At 64.0% G+C, this 20,655-nt stretch carries 19 protein-coding genes; 11 read left to right on the top strand and 8 right to left on the bottom strand.

Annotated features, from left to right (window positions below; genetic code table 11):
- Window positions 1-325: 325 nt before the first annotated feature.
- The 3 genes from R0J92_RS14845 (at window position 326) to R0J92_RS14835 (ending at window position 2,307) form a co-directional block, all read left to right on the top strand.
- Window positions 326-1,012 carry a hypothetical protein gene (locus R0J92_RS14845; protein ID WP_411052207.1) on the top strand — a complete coding sequence of 229 codons (687 nt, stop codon included), beginning with the start codon at window positions 326-328 and terminating at the stop codon, window positions 1,010-1,012.
- Window positions 1,013-1,145: 133 nt separating this feature from the next.
- Entirely contained in the window at window positions 1,146-1,907 is a 762-nt protein-coding gene (locus R0J92_RS14840) for a DUF6478 family protein (RefSeq protein WP_317385015.1), read from the top strand.
- A 22-nt stretch (window positions 1,908-1,929) separates the two neighbouring features.
- Window positions 1,930-2,307 carry a hypothetical protein gene (locus tag R0J92_RS14835; RefSeq protein ID WP_411052206.1) on the top strand — a complete coding sequence of 126 codons (378 nt, stop codon included), beginning with the start codon at window positions 1,930-1,932 and terminating at the stop codon, window positions 2,305-2,307.
- A 173-nt stretch (window positions 2,308-2,480) separates the two neighbouring features.
- Here the strand turns inward: R0J92_RS14835 and R0J92_RS14830 are convergent, their stop codons facing one another.
- The 4 genes from R0J92_RS14830 to gpmI form a co-directional block, all read right to left on the bottom strand.
- The gene (locus R0J92_RS14830; RefSeq protein ID WP_411052240.1) at window positions 2,481-3,542 is read right to left on the bottom strand and encodes a bifunctional transcriptional activator/DNA repair enzyme AdaA; all 1,062 of its coding nucleotides are present in this window, start codon (window positions 3,540-3,542) and stop codon (window positions 2,481-2,483) included.
- 178 nt (window positions 3,543-3,720) lie between these two features.
- Window positions 3,721-5,058, bottom strand: a complete 1,338-nt coding sequence (locus R0J92_RS14825; RefSeq protein WP_106164352.1) for a S41 family peptidase — start codon at window positions 5,056-5,058, stop codon at window positions 3,721-3,723.
- A gap of 7 nt (window positions 5,059-5,065) precedes the next feature.
- A complete protein-coding gene (locus tag R0J92_RS14820) occupies window positions 5,066-6,214 on the bottom strand; it encodes a murein hydrolase activator EnvC family protein (RefSeq protein ID WP_411052239.1) in 1,149 nt (382 codons plus the stop codon).
- Entirely contained in the window at window positions 6,214-7,734 is a 1,521-nt protein-coding gene (gene gpmI, locus R0J92_RS14815) for a 2,3-bisphosphoglycerate-independent phosphoglycerate mutase (RefSeq protein WP_411052205.1), read from the bottom strand. Before gpmI ends, R0J92_RS14820 begins: the two co-directional genes overlap by 1 nt.
- Before the next feature lie 328 nt (window positions 7,735-8,062).
- On the opposite strand from gpmI, the gene R0J92_RS14810 reads away from it, so the two are divergent.
- Entirely contained in the window at window positions 8,063-8,524 is a 462-nt protein-coding gene (locus R0J92_RS14810) for a DUF1203 domain-containing protein (RefSeq protein ID WP_411052204.1), read from the top strand.
- A gap of 19 nt (window positions 8,525-8,543) precedes the next feature.
- Here R0J92_RS14810 and R0J92_RS14805 read toward each other — a convergent pair whose 3' ends face one another.
- A complete protein-coding gene (locus R0J92_RS14805; RefSeq protein ID WP_411052203.1) occupies window positions 8,544-9,011 on the bottom strand; it encodes a GNAT family N-acetyltransferase in 468 nt (155 codons plus the stop codon).
- Window positions 9,011-9,940 (bottom strand): ABC transporter ATP-binding protein, encoded by a 930-nt coding sequence (locus R0J92_RS14800; protein WP_411052202.1) that lies wholly within the window; start codon window positions 9,938-9,940, stop codon window positions 9,011-9,013. The genes R0J92_RS14805 and R0J92_RS14800 overlap by 1 nt, the downstream gene beginning before the upstream one ends.
- 70 nt (window positions 9,941-10,010) lie before the next feature.
- Between R0J92_RS14800 and R0J92_RS14795 the strand changes: the two genes are divergently transcribed.
- The 4 genes from R0J92_RS14795 to R0J92_RS14780 all read left to right on the top strand — a co-directional run bounded on the left by R0J92_RS14795 (window position 10,011) and on the right by R0J92_RS14780 (window position 14,114).
- A complete protein-coding gene (locus R0J92_RS14795) occupies window positions 10,011-10,193 on the top strand; it encodes a zinc-finger domain-containing protein (protein WP_106164358.1) in 183 nt (60 codons plus the stop codon).
- 42 nt (window positions 10,194-10,235) lie between these two features.
- Window positions 10,236-10,721, top strand: a complete 486-nt coding sequence (locus tag R0J92_RS14790; protein ID WP_411052201.1) for a flavodoxin family protein — start codon at window positions 10,236-10,238, stop codon at window positions 10,719-10,721.
- A 233-nt stretch (window positions 10,722-10,954) separates the two neighbouring features.
- Window positions 10,955-13,759, top strand: a complete 2,805-nt coding sequence (gene polA / locus R0J92_RS14785; RefSeq protein ID WP_411052200.1) for a DNA polymerase I — start codon at window positions 10,955-10,957, stop codon at window positions 13,757-13,759.
- A gap of 106 nt (window positions 13,760-13,865) precedes the next feature.
- Complete coding sequence (locus R0J92_RS14780; RefSeq protein WP_411052199.1) at window positions 13,866-14,114, top strand: hypothetical protein; 249 nt, start codon at window positions 13,866-13,868, stop codon at window positions 14,112-14,114.
- A gap of 153 nt (window positions 14,115-14,267) precedes the next feature.
- Here R0J92_RS14780 and R0J92_RS14775 read toward each other — a convergent pair whose 3' ends face one another.
- On the bottom strand, window positions 14,268-15,035 hold the full coding sequence (locus tag R0J92_RS14775; protein WP_411052198.1) for a hydroxypyruvate isomerase family protein: 768 nt from the start codon (window positions 15,033-15,035) through the stop codon (window positions 14,268-14,270).
- A 267-nt stretch (window positions 15,036-15,302) separates the two neighbouring features.
- Window positions 15,303-15,884, bottom strand: a complete 582-nt coding sequence (locus R0J92_RS14770; protein ID WP_411052197.1) for a DUF1285 domain-containing protein — start codon at window positions 15,882-15,884, stop codon at window positions 15,303-15,305.
- A 64-nt stretch (window positions 15,885-15,948) separates the two neighbouring features.
- On the opposite strand from R0J92_RS14770, the gene R0J92_RS14765 reads away from it, so the two are divergent.
- The 3 genes from R0J92_RS14765 to R0J92_RS14755 are packed head-to-tail and all read left to right on the top strand — an operon-like array spanning window position 15,949 to window position 20,620.
- Window positions 15,949-16,956: an AAA family ATPase gene (locus R0J92_RS14765; RefSeq protein WP_411052196.1), complete on the top strand. Its 1,008-nt coding sequence runs from the start codon at window positions 15,949-15,951 to the stop codon at window positions 16,954-16,956.
- On the top strand, window positions 16,953-17,861 hold the full coding sequence (locus R0J92_RS14760; protein WP_411052195.1) for a DUF58 domain-containing protein: 909 nt from the start codon (window positions 16,953-16,955) through the stop codon (window positions 17,859-17,861). The genes R0J92_RS14765 and R0J92_RS14760 overlap by 4 nt, the downstream gene beginning before the upstream one ends.
- Window positions 17,858-20,620 carry a DUF4159 domain-containing protein gene (locus R0J92_RS14755; protein WP_411052194.1) on the top strand — a complete coding sequence of 921 codons (2,763 nt, stop codon included), beginning with the start codon at window positions 17,858-17,860 and terminating at the stop codon, window positions 20,618-20,620. The genes R0J92_RS14760 and R0J92_RS14755 overlap by 4 nt, the downstream gene beginning before the upstream one ends.
- Window positions 20,621-20,655 lie beyond the last annotated feature (35 nt).

Below are 20,655 nucleotides of genomic sequence, written 5' to 3'. Positions count from 1 at the left end.
CCGCGAAGGCGCGTCAGGTAAGCGTGTTGTTGCCGCAATTCAAGTCACGCGTGTTCACTCTCCGTTAGCACTTGTTCCGATTCAAGGCTCCGTTTAAACAAACTGGGTATGAAAATAAGGGTGTGCCCCGGTGCCGGGGTCACGCAGAATCTGGGTGCAGGGGCAGACATTGACCGGATTACGGGCACGGACCACAGCCATTCATTGCGCCCTCGGTCGGCGCCGGACAGAGGTCTTTGCCGGCCTGTTAGATCGTGCAGGCGGGCGAGTGGATCTGCGCCGATGTCTGCTCTTGCTCGTGCTGCCGCTCGTGTTGGCGGGATGCATGGAAGGCAACCGTCTGGCCTTTGCCCCTCCGGGTCAGGATATTCCTCATTCCGGCAATGGGCGCGGGCGTGCACTGACGGCGGTCTTTGGCGATGGGCAACTGATCCTCGCCGCCCCGTCCGGTTTCTGTTTTGACGCCCAGATGGAACAGCACACCGGCAGCGGCGGCTTTGCACTGCTCGCCCGCTGCGAGCGGCTTGGCACGTTTGGGCGTTTCAGGACGGGCGATGGTGCAATGCTGACCGCCACCGTGGGCGCGGTGGCCGAAAACACACCGCCTCCCTCTGCCGATGCGCTACGGTCGGCGTTTGCCACCTCCCGCTCCACCGCGAGGGTTCTGGAAACCCGCAACGACGGAGGTGTTCCGCTGGTGAAGCTGCACCTGACCGGGCATTCCGCAGAGGGGGCCAGCGGCACCCATTGGCGCGGTGCGTTTGTGGTGCATGGGCATCTCGTTTCGATTGCGCTCTATGCGCCGGACGGCAGCGGCTATCTGGGTGAATCCGGCGCCCGCCTGATCCGCGAGTTTGTTCGCGCGACCCGCAATGCAACACATCTGGCGGAGACCTCGGCTCCGCCCGCCTCCACCGATGCTGCGGAGCTTGCCGCGGCAGGACCGCACTCCGCCGTGCCCGCGACGGCGCTGGCCACCCGCAGGTCCACGCCGCGCACTCCGGGCGCGTGACATCACAGCGCCACAGGAGAGAGAAACTCTGTGTCGCCGTGTTGTTCCCTTGTGCTAATCCGTTAATATGTAGACGAAATCCAGAGCAGCACGCTCTGGTAAAGCACGCGACAGCGCGGTCTGCGGGGGAAGAATGGGCAGATTTCTTGAACAGGTGCTGAACGCCAGCACATTTCGCCGCTGGCAAGCCGCCGTGCGCAAAGCCCCGGATGCGGGTCTTGCCCGCCTGCGGCAACAGCGCAATGAGGCCCGCAAGCTGCGTGCCCGCCTCGACCAGCTGATCCATATCGCCGATGGCCAGCTTGCGTTGCCGCGAATCGGATCGTCCTATTTCGCCCGTCCGCACGGTACCGACTGGTCCTGGCGCCCGGAGCTTTGGCGCGGCCCGTTGCCGCTTGCGGGCGTGTCCTCGGCGCCCAGCAAGACGCCGCTCGGCCACGAGGTGAAGCTGTTCCATGATTGCACCATTTCAGAACTGACCCTGCGCCAGCTGCGCAACACCCGCGAAGAAGATCTGGCCCCGTTTGGCCTGCGGATGGATGTGTTCAAATTCGATGGCTCGTTTCTGTCATTGGTCATCGATCTGCCCGCGGAGGCGACCATCGGCCTGACCCGCCAGCATCTGGTGCGCCTGGACTGCATTGTCGAGAGCGAACAGCCTGTCGAGATTTTTGCCCGCCTGAACATCAAGCACGGTCCCAATACCGAACAGCTGGTGCGGGAGCTTCCGCATGGCGAGACGGCGGTCTCGGTGGAATATGATCTGGCCTATTCGCGGTTGAACGAAAAGCGGATCGAGAAAGCCTGGGTGGATCTGATCTTTGAAGCGCCCGACATGAACCAGGTGGTGCTGCGCGACGTGACTTTTGCCCGGTTCCGCCGGGCCAACCTCTGATCCCAGTGGCAGGAGACCCCTCATGAGCGCCCTGACCCTTCGCAAAATCCGCTTCCGTTCCGGCCTCTGGGAAGGACAGATCGACAATGCGCCCACCTCCGGCGCCCGACCGCAGATTTCGGTTCGGTTTCTGGACCGGGAAGTCGAAGACGTGACGCTGACCGAAGGGGACGCCCCCGGAAGCTGGCGCCTGTCCGTCCCGATCCCAAGCGAGGCGGTGGGCGATGGAGTTCAAAGCTTCCTGATCTATGACACGGAAGCGGATGTGAAACTTGGTGATTTCGCCCTGGTCGCCGGTGAGCCCCTGGCCGATGATCTGCGCGCCGAGGTGGAGTTGCTGCGCGCCGAACTGGACATGCTGAAGCGCGCCTTTCGACGGCATTGCCGGGATACCATCTGATACGCCCTCCGGTATGGGAGTGACACGGCACCACTGGGAAAATCTGTGGCGCAAGAGATATTGCGCCCGCTTGCGCGTCCGCCGTGGGGCGCGCGCCGGGCCATCGGCCCGGCGCGCGCGAGTCCGACCGATCCGGTCGGAAACACCTCACCAGAATCCCCATCAGGTCTTCCTTACGCCGAGGTGGCACTCAAATCCCGCTCGATCTCGATCAGGCGTTGTTTACGCCACAGACCTCCGCCATAGCCGGTGAGCGTGCCATCTGCCCCCAGCACCCTGTGGCAGGGAATCATCACGGCGATCTGGTTTGCACCATTGGCCCGGGCCACGGCGCGGCTGGAACCGGGGCGCCCCAGACCTTTGGCCAACTGACCGTAGCTGCGGGTCTCTCCAGCCGGAATGTCACGCAGGGCACGCCAGACCTCAGCCTCAAAGGCGGTGCCATGATAGGCCAATGGGGTGTCAAACCGTGCCGCCCGGCCCGCGTAATACTCTGTCAGCTCTGCCGCAGCCTGATCGATCACCTCAGGGCGACCAAAGCCCAGACCTCCGGGCTGGCGTTTCTGCAGTTTGGCCACTTCTCGCGGCAGCGCCTTGCGATCAGCGAACTCCAGAAGGTGCAGCTTGTGCCGACAGGCCACGGCCACCATCGCACCGAGGGGCGTGTCGATCCAATCCGCCAGCAATTGTGCATCCTTGCGAAAAACTCCGGGGGCCACACCGACAAGCCGGGCAAAGGCGGCACGAAAGGCGCTGGGACTGTCAAAGCCCGCATCCATCTGCGCCGCGATCACCGGCTCACCGGCGCTGAGCGCGGTGAAGCCCTCGCGCAACCGGCGCTGACGGGCCATTTCCAGAAATGTCATGCCGAACTGTCGCTTGAAGGCGCGGCGCGCGGTGGACGCATCCACCCCCAGCGCCATGAGATCCTCCTCACGCCAGCGGTAACTGGGTCGGGCCTCCAATGCATCCAGCAGGCGGCGCACCATCGGGTCATTCCCTGCAGCAGCGCTAAGAGGATGACAGCGTTTGCAGGCCCGGAACCCGGCCTCGATACAGGCACCTGGCGTGGCAAAGAACTGGCAATTCTCAAACTTGGGTTTTCGCGCCGGACAGGTCAGGCGACAAAAGATCCCGGTAGAAGAAACGCCCACATAGGCACGCCCGTCATAGGCCGCATCGCGGGCCAGCAGCGCAGCATAGAGGGTTTCGGAATCAGGCAGATCAAACATCATCATGCCCAAACCTTAGCGCGCACGCGCGGTCCATGCCGCCGAAATTCGGGCGTCTATATGGAAAACACCCCGAAATCGCCTGTGCTCTGTGGATCAACGATCAGAACATTGTTGTGAGCAATGAAAAAGGCCGCCCGGTGAGGGCGGCCTTTGATGAAACTCCTGCGAGCAGAAGATGTTACTGCTTCGGGCCCAGTGCCGACAGCCCCTTGAGGATGTCGATGGCATAGGCCATCTGATAGTCTTCCTCGCGCAGTTCGGCTGCTTTCTCCGCTTTCTCGCGATCCGCCTCGATCTGACGCACCTCGTCTTCGGAAAGGCTGTCGTTGTTCAGGCGTCCGCGCAAGTCGGCCTCGGACCGGGGGCCAAAGGCGCTGCTGGCGGGCTCTTCCTCTTCTGCCTCGGGGCGATTGCGCGGTTGCGCAACAACGATGTCGGGGCTGACGCCCAGCGCCTGAATGGACCGACCGGACGGCGTGTAATAGCGCGCCGTGGTCAAACGCATGGCACCATCGCCGCGCAAAGGCATCACAGTCTGGACCGAGCCTTTGCCGAAGGATTTGGTGCCCACCACGATGGCGCGGCGGTGATCCTGCAGCGCACCGGCGACGATTTCGGAGGCCGAGGCAGAGCCGCCGTTGATCAGCACCACGATCGGCTTGCCGTCGATCAGGTCGCCCGGAGTGGCGTTGAACCGCTCACCATCCGCCGCCTGACGGCCACGGGTGGAGACGATCTCGCCGCTTTCGAGGAAGCTGTCGGCCACGCTGATCGCCTGGGTCAGCAACCCGCCGGGGTTGTTGCGCAGGTCAAGCACGATGCCGTTGACGTTGTCCATCCCGCCCAGTTCCTCGATTTGCTCTTCGAGATTGGCCTCCAGGTTGGGGGTGGTCTGCTCGTTGAAGGTGGTAACCCGCACGACAACCGACGAACCTTCCGTACGTCCACGCACAGCAGTGAGCTTGATGGTGTCGCGGATGATGGAGACATCGAACGGCTCGTCCTCGCCCTCGCGCACCACGGTGATGATGATCTCGGACCCGACCGGGCCGCGCATCAGCTCCACCGCTTCGTCGAGGCCGAGGCCCAGCAGGCTCTCGCCATCCACATGAGTGATGAAATCACCGGCCTCGATTCCAGCCTCATAGGCGGGCGTGCCGTCCATTGGCGAGACCACCTTGACGAAGCCGTCGGCTTGCGTGACCTCGATGCCGAGACCACCAAATTCGCCCCGGGTCTGCACCCGCATCTTGTCAGCGTCATCGGGCGAGAGATAGCTGGAATGCGGGTCAAGCGATTGCAACATGCCACCAATGGCCGCCTCGATCAGCTCTGTCTCGTCTACTTCCTCGACATATTGCGCGCGGATGCGTTCGAAGATGTCGCCAAACAGGTCCAGCTGTTCATAGACGGATGCCTCGTTGCTTTCCTGCGCCAGCAGCGGTGCTGCCACATAGGTCGTTGCCACAATGCCCGCGAGCGTCCCGCCCAGAGCCGCCATCGCAAATTTCTTCATCTCTTGCCTATCCACCTTGCCCGGTCCGGAACCATGTCTCAGGGTCCACGGGACTGTTTTCCATTCTAACCTCTATATAGAGCGTTTCTGTCCGGCCAGTTCCACCCCCTTCACCGCTAAGTGACAAAATCGCGCTTGTCGCGACCGCGTCACCGCCCATCAAACCGACCGGCGTGCCCTCGGGGATCACCTGACCGGCGGCGCCAAAGACCTCTGCAAGGCCGGACAGGATGAACAACGTGTCCGGCTGCGGTTCCAGAATCACCACATTGCCGAGATCAAGCAACGGACCGAGGTAGCGGATCGTCGCGGCCGTCGGGCTGACGACCAGCGACCGGGGGCGGCTGGCCACCAGAATGCCGGCCCTCGCTACGCCGGCGGCGTCCTTGTCGCCATATCCACGCAGTAGCAACCCCTCGACCGGCAGCGCAAGATCGCCGCGGCGGTCGGAAATATCAGAACCCGACGTTTGGACCCCATTGGCCTCGGCAATCAGTGCAAGCCCATCAGCAAAGCCGGTCAGCGTCTCGGTCGAGGAAATCAGGATTGCGGTCTGCACCGGATCCTCGGTGAACCGTTGCGGCAAGTCCTGACGGTCAGCGATCGCGGTCGAGAGCGCAGCCCGGGCCGCCTGGACGCCCTGCAGCCCGTCTTCGAGCTTCTGTGCCGCGTTCTGCTGCAGCAGGCGCAGGTCACGCACCTCTTGCAGGTCATTGCGCAACGCATCGGCACGCGCCTGCAGCCCCGGTGTGACCTCTGCAAGCATCATCGCCGAACGCGCCGCACCCAGCGGCCCGGAGGGATGCAGCATCAGAACCGGCGGCGTCGAGGTCTCGATGGTGGTGATGACGCCCAGCAGCTCGGCCACCTCCTCATCACGGGCCCGCAGCTGCGTGGTCAGTTGTGTTTCACGCCGTGCCACCCGGCGCAGGCCTTCGCGCATGGCTTGCAGCCCGTCCTCATAGGCCCGCACAGTTTCGGTCAGTGCCTTGACCCGGTCATTCGCGGTTTGTGCGGCATCCATGCGTTTGCCCGCCGCTTCCAACGCTGCCGCAGCCGTGCTGGCAGCCTCGCCGGGGCTCTGGGTCGCCGCAGAGGCAGACACGCCAGCCAGCAGACACAGGCCCAGCGCAAAGGTCGTCGCGAGATTTCGCATCATGCGAGCAGGCTTTCCCCGGTCATTTCCTCGGGCTGTTCCAGCCCCATCAGCGCCAGCAGGGTCGGCGCCAGGTCCGCCAGCCGGCCATTGCGCAAGGCAACACCCTCTGGACCATTTACCAAAGCAACAGGAACAAGGTTGGTTGTATGCGCCGTATGGGCGCCGCCGGTGTCCGGGTCCACCATCAGCTCGCAATTGCCGTGGTCGGCGGTGACGATCATCGCGCCACCGGCGGCCTTCAGCGCCGTGACCACCGCGCCAAGCCCCTTGTCCACCGCCTCGCAGGCCTTGATCGCCGCGTCCAGATCACCGGTGTGACCGACCATGTCCGGGTTGGCGTAATTGGTGACGATGAGATCATAGCCCGCCTTGATCGCCGCCACGAATTTCTCGGTCACCTCGGGGGCGGACATTTCCGGCTGCAGATCGTAGGTCGCCACCTTGGGCGATTTGGGCATCGCACGGTCCTCGCCCACCTCGGGAGTTTCTTTGCCGCCGTTGAGGAAGAAGGTCACATGCGGATATTTCTCAGTCTCGGCGAGGCGGAACTGGGTCTTGCCCTGCTTGGCAACCCATTCGCCCAGCGTGTTGACGATGGCCTTTTTCGGATATGCCGTGGTCATGTAGCCGTTGTGATCGGCGGAATACTCCACCATGCCCAAGAGCGCGGCAAGGTCGGGGCGCGGCCCGGTGTCGAAGTCGGTGAAATCGGGCTCTCCGATGGCGCGCAGGATCTCGCGGGCGCGGTCGGCGCGGAAGTTGAGGCAAAAGACCCCGTCGCCATCCTGCATGCCGTCAAAATCTGCCACCACCGTGGCCTTGATGAACTCGTCCAACTCCTCACGCGCGTAGGCATCCTCGACCGCCGCTTTTGCGGTCTGCGCGGTGAACTGGCCTCTGCCGTGGACCATCGCCTCATAGGCCTGGCTCACCCGCTCCCAGCGGTTGTCGCGGTCCATGGCGAAATAGCGCCCGGTGACGCTGGCGATCCGTGCGCCCTCCGCCAGTCCGGCCTCAAGCTGCTCCAGATAGCCCAGCGCCGATTTGGGTGCCACATCACGCCCATCGGTCATGGCATGCAGCCAGACCGGCACACCCGCATCGCGGATCGCCTTCACCGCCGCGAGGATATGGGTGACATGGCCATGCACGCCGCCATCGGACACCAGCCCCATCAGATGCGCCGCGCCACCGGTGTCCTTCAACTTGGCAATGAAGGCCTGCAGCGCGTCATTGTCAAAGAACGACCCATCCTCGATCGCCAGGTCGATCTGGCCCAGATCCATCGCCACCACCCGGCCCGCGCCGATATTGGTGTGACCGACCTCGGAATTGCCCATCTGGCCGGAGGGTAGTCCGACGTCGGGACCATGGGTGATGAGGCGGGCAGCCGGGCCGTCCGCCATGATCGCATCCAGCGTCGGGGTCTCTGCCAGATAGGGCGCGTTGGCCGGTCCCGGCGCAGCGCTGCCCCAGCCATCCAGAATGCAAAGAACGACAGGTTTGGGTGCGGGCATGTTTCGTCTCCGGTCAGCGACAGTGGTTTGATCCGGGTTCTACAGCCTGTGACGCGGTTGGGAAACCGGCGAGTGCGATCTCGGCAGTTTTGTGACACCGGGCCCTGCGGTATTTGCACATCGCAAACGGCGCGCGATGCGCAGCGCGCCGCCAGGCGCGCTGCCGGGCCCAACGGGGGCGCCGGCATGTCCAATGCAGGTGACACGGGCGGGAGCCTCCCCCGGCATGGGAGGTTTGCCACTGCGGCGAAGGCGCAAGATCCGGGTCGCTGGGCGGGCAGCGAGAGGACTATCCAAAGGGCAGCCAAACAAAACAGGACCACTGCACATGCCCCATATCATCGCCATGTCGACCAACACCGTCCGCGCCTATCAATCCGGCCAGCCCGATGCGCACGGACAACTGCCAGAGCGCGTCACGTCCAACGGCGGCGGCAACCCCTGCCGCCATTGCCTGCGCTACATCCCGGAAGGTGCCGAGATGCTGATCCTCGCCCACCGCCCCTTTCCCGCAGCGCAGCCCTATGCGGAAACCGGGCCGATCTTTCTCTGTGCCGAGGCCTGCACCCGGCACGAGGGTGCGGCGATGCCCGAGGTCTTCACCCGCTCGCCCGACTATCTGATCAAGGGCTACTCGGACGACGACCGCATCGTCTATGGCACTGGCGTGGTGGTGGAAAAGGACCGGATGATGGCGCAGGCCGAGGAGATCCTCGCCGACCCGCATGTGCGCTACATCCACATACGCTCCGCCCGCAACAACTGCTATCAGGCCAGAATCGAACGCTGAGCAGCCCGACGTCGGGGCACTAGAGCGTCTTGGTCATCGCGTAGTTGTGGATCACCACGCCGCGACGCTCAAAATCACGGCGCCCTGCCTCGGCAAACCCCTGCCGCAGGAAGAAGCGCCGCGCCGCCTCGCTGGCCTCCACATAAAGCGACGCAAGACCAAGGGCGCGGGATTCTGCCTCAAGGCAGGCATAGAGGTCCGCGCCGATGCCCGTTCCGGCCACCTCGGGCGCGAGGTAGAAACAGTCGATGTGGCCGTCGGCCTCCAACTCGATAAAGCCCTGCGCCACGTCGCGCGCATCCGCCGCAACCCAAATCCGACGACCGTCCTGCCCGCGTTCCAGCACGCGGTCGAGCGGGGCCGGTTCCGGGCTCCAGGCCGCGCATTGTTCGGGGGTGTAGTCACGCGCGCCGACCTGATGCACGGCGGCATGAAAGATGCGCGCCCAGTCAGCGGCATCGCGGGGCTCAAACGGACGGATCAGCATCAGCGGGACTTCGTCAGCGCGAGGAAGACATCTTCGAGGTCGGCTTCTTCGGTCTTTACATCACGGATGGAAATTCCCGCTGTACGCACCGCCTCCAGCACCGCCTCGGCAGAGGTCTCATTGCTGTGATAGCGCAGCACAAGGGCACCGTCGCCGCGTAATTCGGCCTCAATGCCCGGGCCCTGCGGTAGCTCCGTCACCGGGGTTGCGGGCTGCACCACCATCGCGCGCGCATCCAGACGTCCCAGCAGGTTTGCGGTCGAATCCCGCGCCACCACTTCGCCCTGGTTGATGATGGCGATCTCGTCGCACATCTCCTGCGCTTCCTCGAGATAGTGGGTGGTGAGGATGATGGTCATGCCCTGCGCGTTGAGCTGACGGACATTCTGCCACAGCATCTGGCGCAGCTCGATATCCACACCGGCGGTGGGCTCATCCAGCACCAGAATATTGGGGCGATGCACCAGCGCCTTGCCCAGCAGCAGCCGGCGCCGCATGCCGCCCGAGAGGGTCCGCGCGTAGGCCTCAGCCTTGTCCTCCAGCCCGATCAACTTCAGGATTCCGTCGCTGTCGCGCTCGGCTTTTGGCACGCCGTATAGCCCTGCCTGCACCTCCAGCGCGCCGCGCGGGGTGAAGAAGGGATCGAGGTTCAGCTCCTGCGGCATCACCCCGATCGAGGCCCGGCTCTGACGGGGGTTCTGATCCTGATCGAAGCCCCAGATCGTCACCTTGCCGGAGGTCTTCAGCACCAGCCCGGCGAGGATGTTGATCAGCGTCGACTTGCCCGCACCGTTTGGCCCCAAGAGACCAAAAACCGATCCGCGCGGCACCGTGAGGTCGATGCCCTTCAGCGCGTGCTTTTCAGGCTGGCCCTTCTGGCCTTTGTAGGTTTTGCGCAAAGCTTCAATTCGGATTGCCTCATCAGTCATCGCGACCCTTGCCCCCGGTATTTTCATGGCTCATAAAGCTCCTAACCCATTAGCCAGAGGACCGCCAGCGATGACCATTGAAGCGCCGGAAACCAAAATCGTGGACAGCATGCGAGTGGCCTGCGACGGCAGCGAAGGCGCATTGGGACATCCACGAGTCTATCTGCAGATCCCCGAGGACACTGGATTTGTGGAATGCCCCTATTGCGACTGCAGGTTCATCCACAAGGATTTCGAAGGCAAAATCGCCTGATCCGGCTTTCGCGCCTTGGCATGAGCCGTTAGGCTTTGATGCATGGCAGAGCTGTTGATTGTCTATCACTCCCGCACCGGCGGCAGTCACCAAATGGCCGAAGCCGCCCGCGCGGGCGCTGCGGAAGAGATCACCACCCATCTGCTGACCGCCGATGAGACCACGCCGGAGCATCTTCTGGCCGCAGACGGCTATCTGTTCTGCGGCCCCGAGAACCTCGCCGCGCTATCCGGCGCGATGAAGGAATTCTTCGACCGCTGTTATTATCCCGTTCTGGGGCGCCTCAACGGGCGCGCCTATGCGCAAATGATCTGCGCCGGATCGGATGGCGAGAATGCCGCCCGGCAATTGGCACGGATCGCGCAGGGCTGGCGACTGAAGGCGGTGCAGGATCCGTTGATTGTCTGCACCCATGCGCAGACGCCCGAGGACATTCTGGCCGACAAGGTGATCCCCGAGGCTGACTTGCAGATGTGCCGCGACTTGGGTCAGGCAATGGCGGCGGGTCTCGCGATGGGCATGTTTTGAAGCACTGAGGACAGCCCCCGAGCCTGGGTGGGGGTGAAGCCCCCTCCCGGGGGGAGGGTCGGGGGCTGTCCGACCTATCGGCCGGACGGTGACGCCTCCCCAAGGTCAGGCACTGTCCTCTGCAACCTGCCGATCAGCCCTCCAATCCCAAACTCCAATTGCCCTTGGCCCCCGGATCATTGATAACCCAGAAACAGAACACGAACGATTTTCCGAGAAGGAGCGCGACGGTCATGAGCGGAACGCAATTCGGCAAAGGCTGCCATCTTCACCTGATCGATGGCTCCGCCTTCATCTTTCGCGCCTACCACGCGCTGCCGCCGCTGACGCGCAAATCCGACGGGCTGCCGATCGGCGCGGTTGCGGGCTTTTGCAACATGCTGCAGCGCTATGTGGAGGGCAACACCGGCCCGGACGCGCCGACCCATGTGGCGGTGATCTTCGACCATTCCGGCAAGAGCTTTCGCAACGATCTTTACGACCAATACAAGGCCAACCGCCCGCCCGCGCCCGAGGATCTGGTGCCTCAGTTCCCGCTCACGCGCGAGGCCACCCGCGCCTTCAACATCGCCTGCAAAGAGACCGAAGGCTTCGAGGCCGACGACATCATCGCCACGCTGGCCTGTCAGGCGCGCGACGCCGGTGGCCGCGTCACCATCATTTCCTCGGACAAGGATCTGATGCAGTTGGTGGGCGATGGCGTCGAGATGCTCGACGCGATGAAGAACAAGCGCATCGACAGCGACGGCGTGCGCGAGAAATTCGGCGTCGGCCCCGAGCGGGTGGTGGACGTGCAGGCACTGGCGGGCGACTCGGTCGACAACGTGCCCGGCGCCCCCGGCATCGGCATCAAGACCGCCGCGCTGCTGATCAATGAATTCGGCAGCCTTGAGGAACTGCTGGACCGTGCCGAGGAGATCAAGCAACCCAAGCGCCGCCAGACCCTGATCGACAAGCGCGAACAGATCGAGATGTCGAAAACGCTGGTGCAGCTGGATTGCGAGATGGCGCTGGATTTCACTCTCGACGAGCTGGAAGTGCGCGACCCCGACCCGGAGGTGCTACTGGGCTTCCTGTCGGAAATGGAGTTCCGTACCCTGACCAAACGGCTGGCCGATCAGTTGGGCCAGGAGGCACCGACGATCCCCGAGACCGCCGCCCCGGCCGCGCAGGCGGATCTGCCCGAGGCCCCTGGGTTTGACAGTGCCGAATATACCACAGTGCGCGATGCCGAGACGCTGCAGCAGTGGATCGACCGCATTCGCGAGCATGGCTATGTCGCGGTGGACACCGAAACCACCGGCCTTGACGAGATGATCGCCGATCTGGTGGGGATTTGCCTCTGTGTCACCCCCGGGCAGGCTTGCTATGTGCCGCTGACCCATAAGGCGGGCAATTCCGACGATCTGTTTGGCTCTGACAATCTGGCCGAGGGGCAGATGCCGCTGGAGCAGGCGCTGGAGATGCTGAAGCCGGTGCTGGAGGATGAAGCGATCCTCAAGATCGGCCAGAACATGAAGTATGACGCCAAGATCTTCGTCCGCAACGGCATCACAGTGGCGCCGATCGACGACACCATGCTGCTGTCCTATGCGCTGCACGGCGGCCTGCACGGGCATGGCATGGACACGCTGTCGGAACGCTATCTCGACCACCAGCCGATCCCGATCAAATCTCTGCTGGGCACGGGCAAATCCGCGATCACCTTCGACCGGGTGCCGATCGACGAGGCCACGCCCTATGCGGCAGAGGATGCCGATATCACCCTGCGCCTGTGGCAGCAGTTCAAGCCACAGCTACATCAGCAACAGGTGACCACGGTCTACGAGACGCTGGAACGTCCGCTGGTGCCGGTGCTGGCACAGATGGAGCGTCACGGCATCAAGGTGGACCGCGACACGCTGAGCCGGATGTCGAACGCCTTTTCGCAGAAGATGGCGGCTTTGGAATCGGAAATCCACGAGCTGTCGGGCGAGAGCTTCAACGTCGGCTCACCAGCGCAGCTGGGCGAGATCCTGTTCGACAAGATGTCCCTACCGGGTGGTAAGCGCGGCAAGAACGGCAAGTATTCCACCGGCGCCGATATTCTTGAGGATCTGGCGACCGAGCATGAGCTGCCCGCCCGGGTGCTGGACTGGCGGCAGTTGTCCAAGCTGAAATCGACCTACACCGACGCGCTGCAGGAACATATCCACCCGGAGACCGGCCGGGTGCACACCTCCTACCTGCAGACCGGTGCCAACACCGGGCGCATGGCCTCCTCCGATCCGAACCTGCAGAACATCCCGGTGCGCAGCGAAGAGGGTCGGCGCATCCGCGAGGCCTTTGTCGCGGATGAAGGCAACGTTCTGTTGTCGCTCGACTATTCTCAGATCGAGCTGCGCATCCTCGCCCATGTGGCGGAAATCGACGCGCTGAAACAGGCCTTTGCCGACGGTCATGACATTCACGCCATGACCGCCTCGGAGATCTTCGACGTGCCGCTGGACGAGATGACCTCGGAAATCCGCCGCAAGGCGAAGGCGATCAACTTCGGGGTGATTTACGGAATTTCGGGCTTTGGCCTGGCGCGCAACCTGCGCATCCCGCGCGGCGAGGCGCAGGGCTTTATCGACCGCTACTTCGAACGCTTCCCCGGCATTCGTCATTATATGGACGACACGGTGAATTTCGCCAAGGAGCACGGCTATGTGCAGACGCTGTTTGGGCGCAAGATCCACACGCCGGAGATCGCCGCCAAGGGACCCCGGGCGAGCTTTGCCAAACGCGCAGCGATCAACGCGCCGATCCAGGGCACGGCGGCGGATGTGATCCGCCGCGCCATGGTTCGGATGCCGGAGGCGATCGCCCATCTGCCGGCCCGCATGTTGTTGCAGGTGCACGATGAATTGATATTCGAGGTTCCAGAAGGTCACGTGGATGAGACCATTTCGGTCGCCCGCAAGATCATGGAAGGCGCTGCCGATCCGGCGGTGCATATGGACGTGAAACTGGTGGTGGACGCCGGTCGCGGCCAGAACTGGGCAGAGGCGCATTAAAGCGCCTCATGCCCCTCATCGGCACAGCCCTTTCCGGCGGGCGCCCGACGTGGCCGCCGGTCATTGACCAAAGCCAATTGGATGAAAACCTTTGAAACCGATCATATTGACCGCAGCGCTCGCGGCGCTGTCTGCCTGCGCCCATCATATCAACCCGGAAGTCACGGCCTATAACGGCGACAGCGTCACCATCGCCACCAGCGAGACGTTCAAGCGCCGCTGGGCTTTGAATGTGGCCTCTGACGAAGCGGAGCGTGTCTGTCGTCAGGGACAGGGCAAGCGGGCGGAACATGCATCCACCCGGAAGGATCGCGCCCGCGGTCGCAATCTCGACCTGTTCCTTTGCCTGCAATAAGCTGAGCTGGCGGCCTGGCTCCGCGCCGCGTCAGCGGCGCCGGGCCCAACGGCCAGAGATCATCTGTGATGATTGAATGGCGGGCGGGAGCCCCCCTGCCCGGATTGCGTAACAGATCACGCATCGCGCCCCGCCGCGTGACAACAGGTGTAATCAGGCCGCCTGCAAAGTCCGCATCCAGCGCAGGCTGTCCTCGGTGCGCAGCGTACTTGGGGTGTATTCCGCACTGACCCACCCGGTATAGCCGCTGTCATCCACCGCCGCGAAGAACTGATCGAAATCCAGCGCGCCGCGCCCCGGCTCGCAACGCGATGGCGCTGCCGCAAACTGCACATGGGTGGCGCGGTGGCCGAAGACCTCCCAGACCTTCAACGCGTCGCCATGTATCAGCTGAGCATGATAGGCGTCGAACTGCAGAGTGACGTTGTCCCGATCCACCTCATCCAGGATTTCGACCGCAAGGTTATAGTCATCCAGAAAATAGCCGGGGAAATCACCGCTGTTCAGCGGTTCGATCGTGAACTGCTGATGGGGGGCAGAATCCGCAGCCATCTGCAGGTTCTGCACATAGGTCGCCCGTGCAGCATCCCCCTTGGCGGGCCCTGCCATCACGTGGACACGTTGCGCTTTCAGCATATCCGCATAGCGCATCACCCGACGGATGTCGCGCTGGAAGCGGTCCGTCAGCTTAGGCACCGCAGCATAGCCCGGGTCACCGCCCGCATAATTCGGCGGCGGGGCATTGATCAGCAGCAGCTCCAGACCATTGGCCAGGAGCGCTCTCTGAGTTTCTTTCGCTGCAAACTCATAGGGAAACAGCACTTCCACCGCCTTGAACCCGGCAGCGGATGCCGCGGCAAACCGGTCCAGATAGGGCAGCTCCGCAAAGAGCATGGATAGATTGGCCGCGAACCTTGGCATTCTCACCTCCTGCTGCGCATGCAGCCCCTACGTCTGACTATACCACAGACCTGCGGCTGGCGTAGATCGATTTAACTTAACTTTGAACTGCATCTGCTCTCTCGGTGCGAAGATATGCCTTTGCGCAGCACGGATGGAAATGCCCTCGATTTGTGCAATTTTAATGATCCACGTCGCACACCATGTCGTCCCTTCGCCACCGCCTCGGGCCAAAGTCTGAGCCTGCAGCCCACACAGGTGCAAGCGTCAGGATCGTGCGGCGCCCTTTCAGGCGAGATCCAGCTCGTCCGCAGGCATGATGCGAAAGAACTCGCCACCGGACCAGAGACCGAACCAGCCATCGCGCGCAACGCCACGCTCCACCAGCCGGTAGAAACTCTTGCGGTCGATCAGTGCCTCCAGCCCGTTTCGGATGTGCACATAGGGCGCCGGTTCGTCAGTCTGCGGGTCACGTTCGACCCGGATCGGATTTTCGGGTCCCGCTGTCGCGCGATCCCCCACATGGGTGGTGAAGATCAGATCCTGCGCCTCCCCCTGTCCCGAGGCATCGAAATCCACCGCCACAAAAGGCGCATCATCCACCGTGATGCCGACCTTTTCCACCGGTGTGACGAGATAGTATTTCCCGTCCTCCAGCTTCAGAATCGAGGAGAAGAGCTTCACCAGCTCAAACCGGTTTATCGGGGAGCCGAGGTAGTACCAGCTGCCGTCGCGCGCAATCCGCATATCCAGATCACCGCAGAACGGCGGATTCCACAGATGCACCGGCGGCAATCCGCCCTTGCCAGCCGCCTTTGCGCTTGCTTCAAGGGCATCTGCATTGGGGGTCACAACTTTTTGTCCACTCATTCGTTTTGCCATTCCATCTGCGCGCGATACACTCAAACCATATAAGCCCACGGGAAGGGAAGTCATGAGCGAAGCACAGGATCTTTTGTCCGACATCGAAGCGCTGGAAACCAAGCTGCAGGAGGCACGGACCTCCATCACCCGCCGGTTCATCGGCCAGGAACGGGTGGTGGACCTGACGCTGGCGACGCTGCTCTGCGGTGGTCACGGGCTGCTGATCGGCCTGCCCGGCCTCGGCAAGACCCGCCTGGTCGAGGCGCTATCGACGGTTATGGGCCTCAATGGCAACCGGGTGCAATTCACGCCCGACCTGATGCCCGCCGATATCCTCGGCTCGGAGGTACTGGACACCGCCGCCGACGGCACTCGGGCGTTCCGGTTTGTGCAGGGGCCGATCTTCTGCCAGCTGCTGATGGCGGATGAGATCAACCGCGCCTCGCCCCGAACGCAATCGGCGCTTTTGCAGGCGATGCAGGAAAAGACCGTCACCGTTGCCGGTGCGGATCGGGCGCTGGAGGCGCCGTTCCACGTGCTGGCCACCCAGAACCCGATCGAACAGGAGGGCACCTATCCGCTGCCCGAAGCACAGCTGGACCGTTTCCTGCTGCAGATCGACGTCCCCTACCCTGACCGCGACACCGAGCGCGATATCCTGCTGGCCACCACCGGCGTCGAGGAAGAGGAGGCACATCAGGTCTTTACCGCTGCCGAACTGATCGCCGCGCAGACGCTTCTGCGTCGGATGCCCGTCGGTGAATCGGTGGTCGAAGTGATCCTCGATCTCGTGCGCGCCTTCCGTCCTGACGAACCTGACGTGACCGCCCGGGTGGCACAGACCGTGGCCTGGGGGCCGGGACCGCGCGCCGCGCAGGCGCTGATGATGGCGGTCCGGGCGCGGGCGCTGCTGCAAGGGCGGCTGGCGCCCAACGCCGAGGATGTGATCGACATGGCCCGCCCGGTGCTGAGCCACCGGATGCAACTGAACTTTGCCGCACGGGCACGCGGTGACAACCTGGCGGATCTGATCGACGAGACCGCCGCCGCATTGGTCCGGACCGAGGCCGCAGCGTGAGCCAGCCCGCGTCCTCTCGCAATAGCATCGCGGATAGCCCCGCCGGACATCTCCGCACTCGCGCCGAAGAGGCCGCCAGTGTCCTGCCGCCCCTGCTCGTGCAGGCGCAGCAGCTGGCGGGCGCGGTTCTGTTGGGGGAGCACGGACGCAGGCGCTCGGGCGTCGGTGATGACTTTTGGCAGTATCGCCCGGTGCAGCAGGGCGACAGTCGCCGCATGATTGACCACCGCCGATCAGCCCGAGGCGATCAGCAATTTGTCCGCGAACGGGAATGGCAAATCGCCCAGACCGTTCACCTTTGGGTCGATCAGGGGCAATCCATGCGCTTTACCTCTGACACAAACCTGCCGCGCAAGATCGACCGGGCTCGCCTGCTGTCATTGGCTGCAGCGGTGCTGATGATCCGTGGGGGCGAGCGTGTCGGCCTGACCGGCGGGCGGCTGCCGCCCCGCCGTGGCAATATGCAAGTCCTGCGCATGGCACAGCATTTCACCGATGATGACGATACCCCCTACGCCCCGCCAGAGCACAGGGCGCTGATCCCGCATGCCAGGGCGCTGTTTGTGTCCGATTTCCTCGGCCCGTTTGAGGAGTTGGAGATCGCGCTCACCAAAGCTGCGGATCGTGGGCTGCGCGGCGTGCTGTTGCAGGTCCTGGACCCCAGCGAAGAACTGTTCCCCTTTGCCGGGCGCACCCGCTTTGAAGGTCCGGGCAATGGCGTCACCCATGAAACACTGAAAGCCTCCGCCCTGCGCGACCGCTATCTGGAGCGCCTGGCCGAACGGCGGGACGCGCTGGAGCGCCTGTGCCGCGCTGCGGGCTGGACACTGGGGCTGCATCATACCGGGGACAGCGCGCAATCTGGCCTGCTCTGGCTTTATCACGCATTGGAGCGACGCCAATGACCATGATCGCGGGCATAGGTTTTGCCAGTCCCTGGTTGCTGCTGGGGCTGTTGGTGCTGCCAATCCTGTGGCTGCTGCTGCGCGCCATCCCGCCCGCGCCAAAGCGGCAGCCGTTCCCTGCGGTGACGCTGCTTCTGGGGTTGAAGGATGACGAAAGCCTGTCGGATCGCACCCCATGGTGGCTGTTGCTCCTGCGCATGCTGGCGGTTGCGGCGGCGATCATTGGCCTCTCTGGTCCGGTCCTGAACCCGGTACAGGAACACGGCGGCTCCGGCCCCCTGCTGATCGTGATGGACTCGGGCTGGGGCGGAGCGCCAAATTGGGAGCAGAACCGCGCTCAGATCGAAGCGGAGCTCTCCGAAGCCGGGCGGGCGGGGCGCCCCGTCGCCATGCTGCGTCTCACCGCACCGGAACCGTTGCAATTCCTCGCTGCCGCGCAATGGACCCGGCAGCTGGCGGGGATGACACCCGCGCCATGGGTCGCCGCCCCTGCTCAGGTGGCCACGGCCCTCGACGTGATTTCCGAGACCGATGGCGGTTTCGACACGCTCTGGCTCAGCGATGGGGTGGAAATGCAGGGCCGCAGCGATCTGGTCACCGCGCTGGCAGAACGTGGCGAAATTGATGTCTACGAAAGCGGCGCGCCGGTGATCGGCCTGCTGCCTGCCACATATGAAGATGGCCTGATCGTGCTCCACGCCGCGCGCAGCACGGCGGGTCTGACGCAAGAGGCCACGGTGCAGGCGCTTGGCCCCGACCCCAGCGGCACCGAACGCGCACTGGCCTCGGCTACGTTGGAGTTCGACGCGGCAGCGCATCATACCGAGGCGCAGCTGGCATTGCCGATGGAGCTGCGCGCCCGCATCAGCCGCTTTGAAATCCTCAACACCCGCTCTGCCGGGGCAGTTTCGCTGACCGATGATCGGCTGCGGCGACGCGAGGTTGCGCTGATCTCGGCCCAGAGCAGCGACGAGGGTCTCGCACTGCTGTCCCCTCTGCATTATCTGCGTCAGGCGCTGGAGCCAACGGCGGAGCTGCTGGAAGGGGCGCTGTCGGACCTTCTGCCCGCCAACCCGGATGTGGTGGTGCTGGCCGATGTGGCCCGACTGGCCCCGGCACAGGAAAAAGCCCTGATCGACTGGGTGGATCAGGGCGGGCTGCTGCTGCGCTTTGCCGGGCCACGTCTGGCCGCCAGCGACACCGCCCGCGACACCGAGGAGCCGCTGATGCCAGTGCGCCTGCGCATCGGCGGACGTAGCATCGGCGGCGCCATGAGCTGGGGCGAACCCAAGGCGCTGGCGCCCTTTGGCGAGGGCTCGCCCTTTTACGGGCTGGAGATCCCGCAGGAGGTCACGGTCAGCTCGCAGGTGATGGCGCAGCCGGACCCCGAGCTGGCCAGCCGTGTGGTGGCCGAGCTGAGCGACGGCACGCCACTGGTCACCCGCAAGCCGCTGGGTCAGGGGCAGGTCATCCTGTTCCATGTCACGGCCAATGCGGAATGGAGCACCCTGCCGCTGTCGGGCCTGTTCGTCGAGATGCTGGAGCGCCTCGCGGTGTCCTCCGCCGCGAAACCTCCGGTGGCCGCTGATCTGGAGGGCACCACCTGGCAGGCCGCCGAGGTTCTTGATGGCTTTGGCCGCCTGACGGACGCCGACACGCTGGCCGGGGTCGCCGGGCCGGATCTGGTCGATGCGCCCTCTGGTCCCGAGCTGCAACCGGGGCTTTATACCAGCGGCAGCCGTGCCTATGCCCGCAACGTCCTGCGGGAGGGCGATGATGTGCTGCCCACATCCTGGCCCGCGTCGGTGCCGGTGATGACTTATGAGGGGGCAGATGAACGGCCGCTTGGCGGTCTGCTGTTAGGTGCGGCGCTGGTGATGCTGGCGCTGGATATTGCCGCAGCGTTGCTGGTGTCCGGCCTCTGGTCACCTGCCCGTACCGCGGCAATCTTCCTGATGAGTGGTCTCATGCTTGGGGTGCCGCAGGAGATGCTGGCCCAACCGGCCACCACCCCGACCGACCTTACCGCTGAGCTGACTTTGGCACATGTTCTGACCGGCGATGCCAAGACCGACCGCATTACCTCCGAGGGGCTACAGGGGCTGAGCAACGTTCTGACCCTCCGCACGTCGATCGAGCCTGCACCGCCTTACGGCGTTGATCTGGAGACGGATGAGCTGGCGTTCTTTCCCTTCCTCTACTGGCCGGTGACGGAAGGCCAGCCGCTGCCCTCCTCCGATGCCTATGCCAAGCTCAACGCCTATCTGCGCACCGGCGGCATGATCCTCTTTGACACCCGCGATGCGGATCTGGCGCAGGCCGGAGCCACCAGCAACGCGGCGCGGCGACTACAGCAACTGGCGCTGCCGCTGGACATCCCGCCACTGGAGCCGTTGCCCGCCGACCACGTGCTGACCCGGGCCTTCTATCTGCTACAGGATTTTCCTGGTCGTCATCCGCGTGGTCAGATCTGGGTCGAGGCCGCGCCCGAGGATGCCGAACAGGTCGAGGGGCTGCCGTTTCGCAACCTCAACGACGGGGTGACACCGGTGGTCATCGGCGGCAACGACTGGGCCGCGGCCTGGGCGGTGGATCAAGACAACGCCCCCCTTTACCCGGTCGGACGCGGCTTTGCCGGCGAACGGCAGCGGGAACTGGCACGGCGCTTTGGCGTCAACCTGCTGATGCATGTGCTGACCGGCAACTACAAATCCGACCAGGTGCATGTGCCGGCACTGCTCGATCGATTGGGGCAATAGCGCCATGGTCCCCTTCCAATTCGCGCCGCAAGGAG

The organism is Tritonibacter sp. SIMBA_163 (assembly GCF_046535935.1).
GTDB lineage: Bacteria > Pseudomonadota > Alphaproteobacteria > Rhodobacterales > Rhodobacteraceae > Epibacterium > Epibacterium scottomollicae.
The sequence above is the reverse complement of the archived record's forward strand: the minus strand, read 5'-3'. Positions and strand labels throughout refer to the sequence as shown.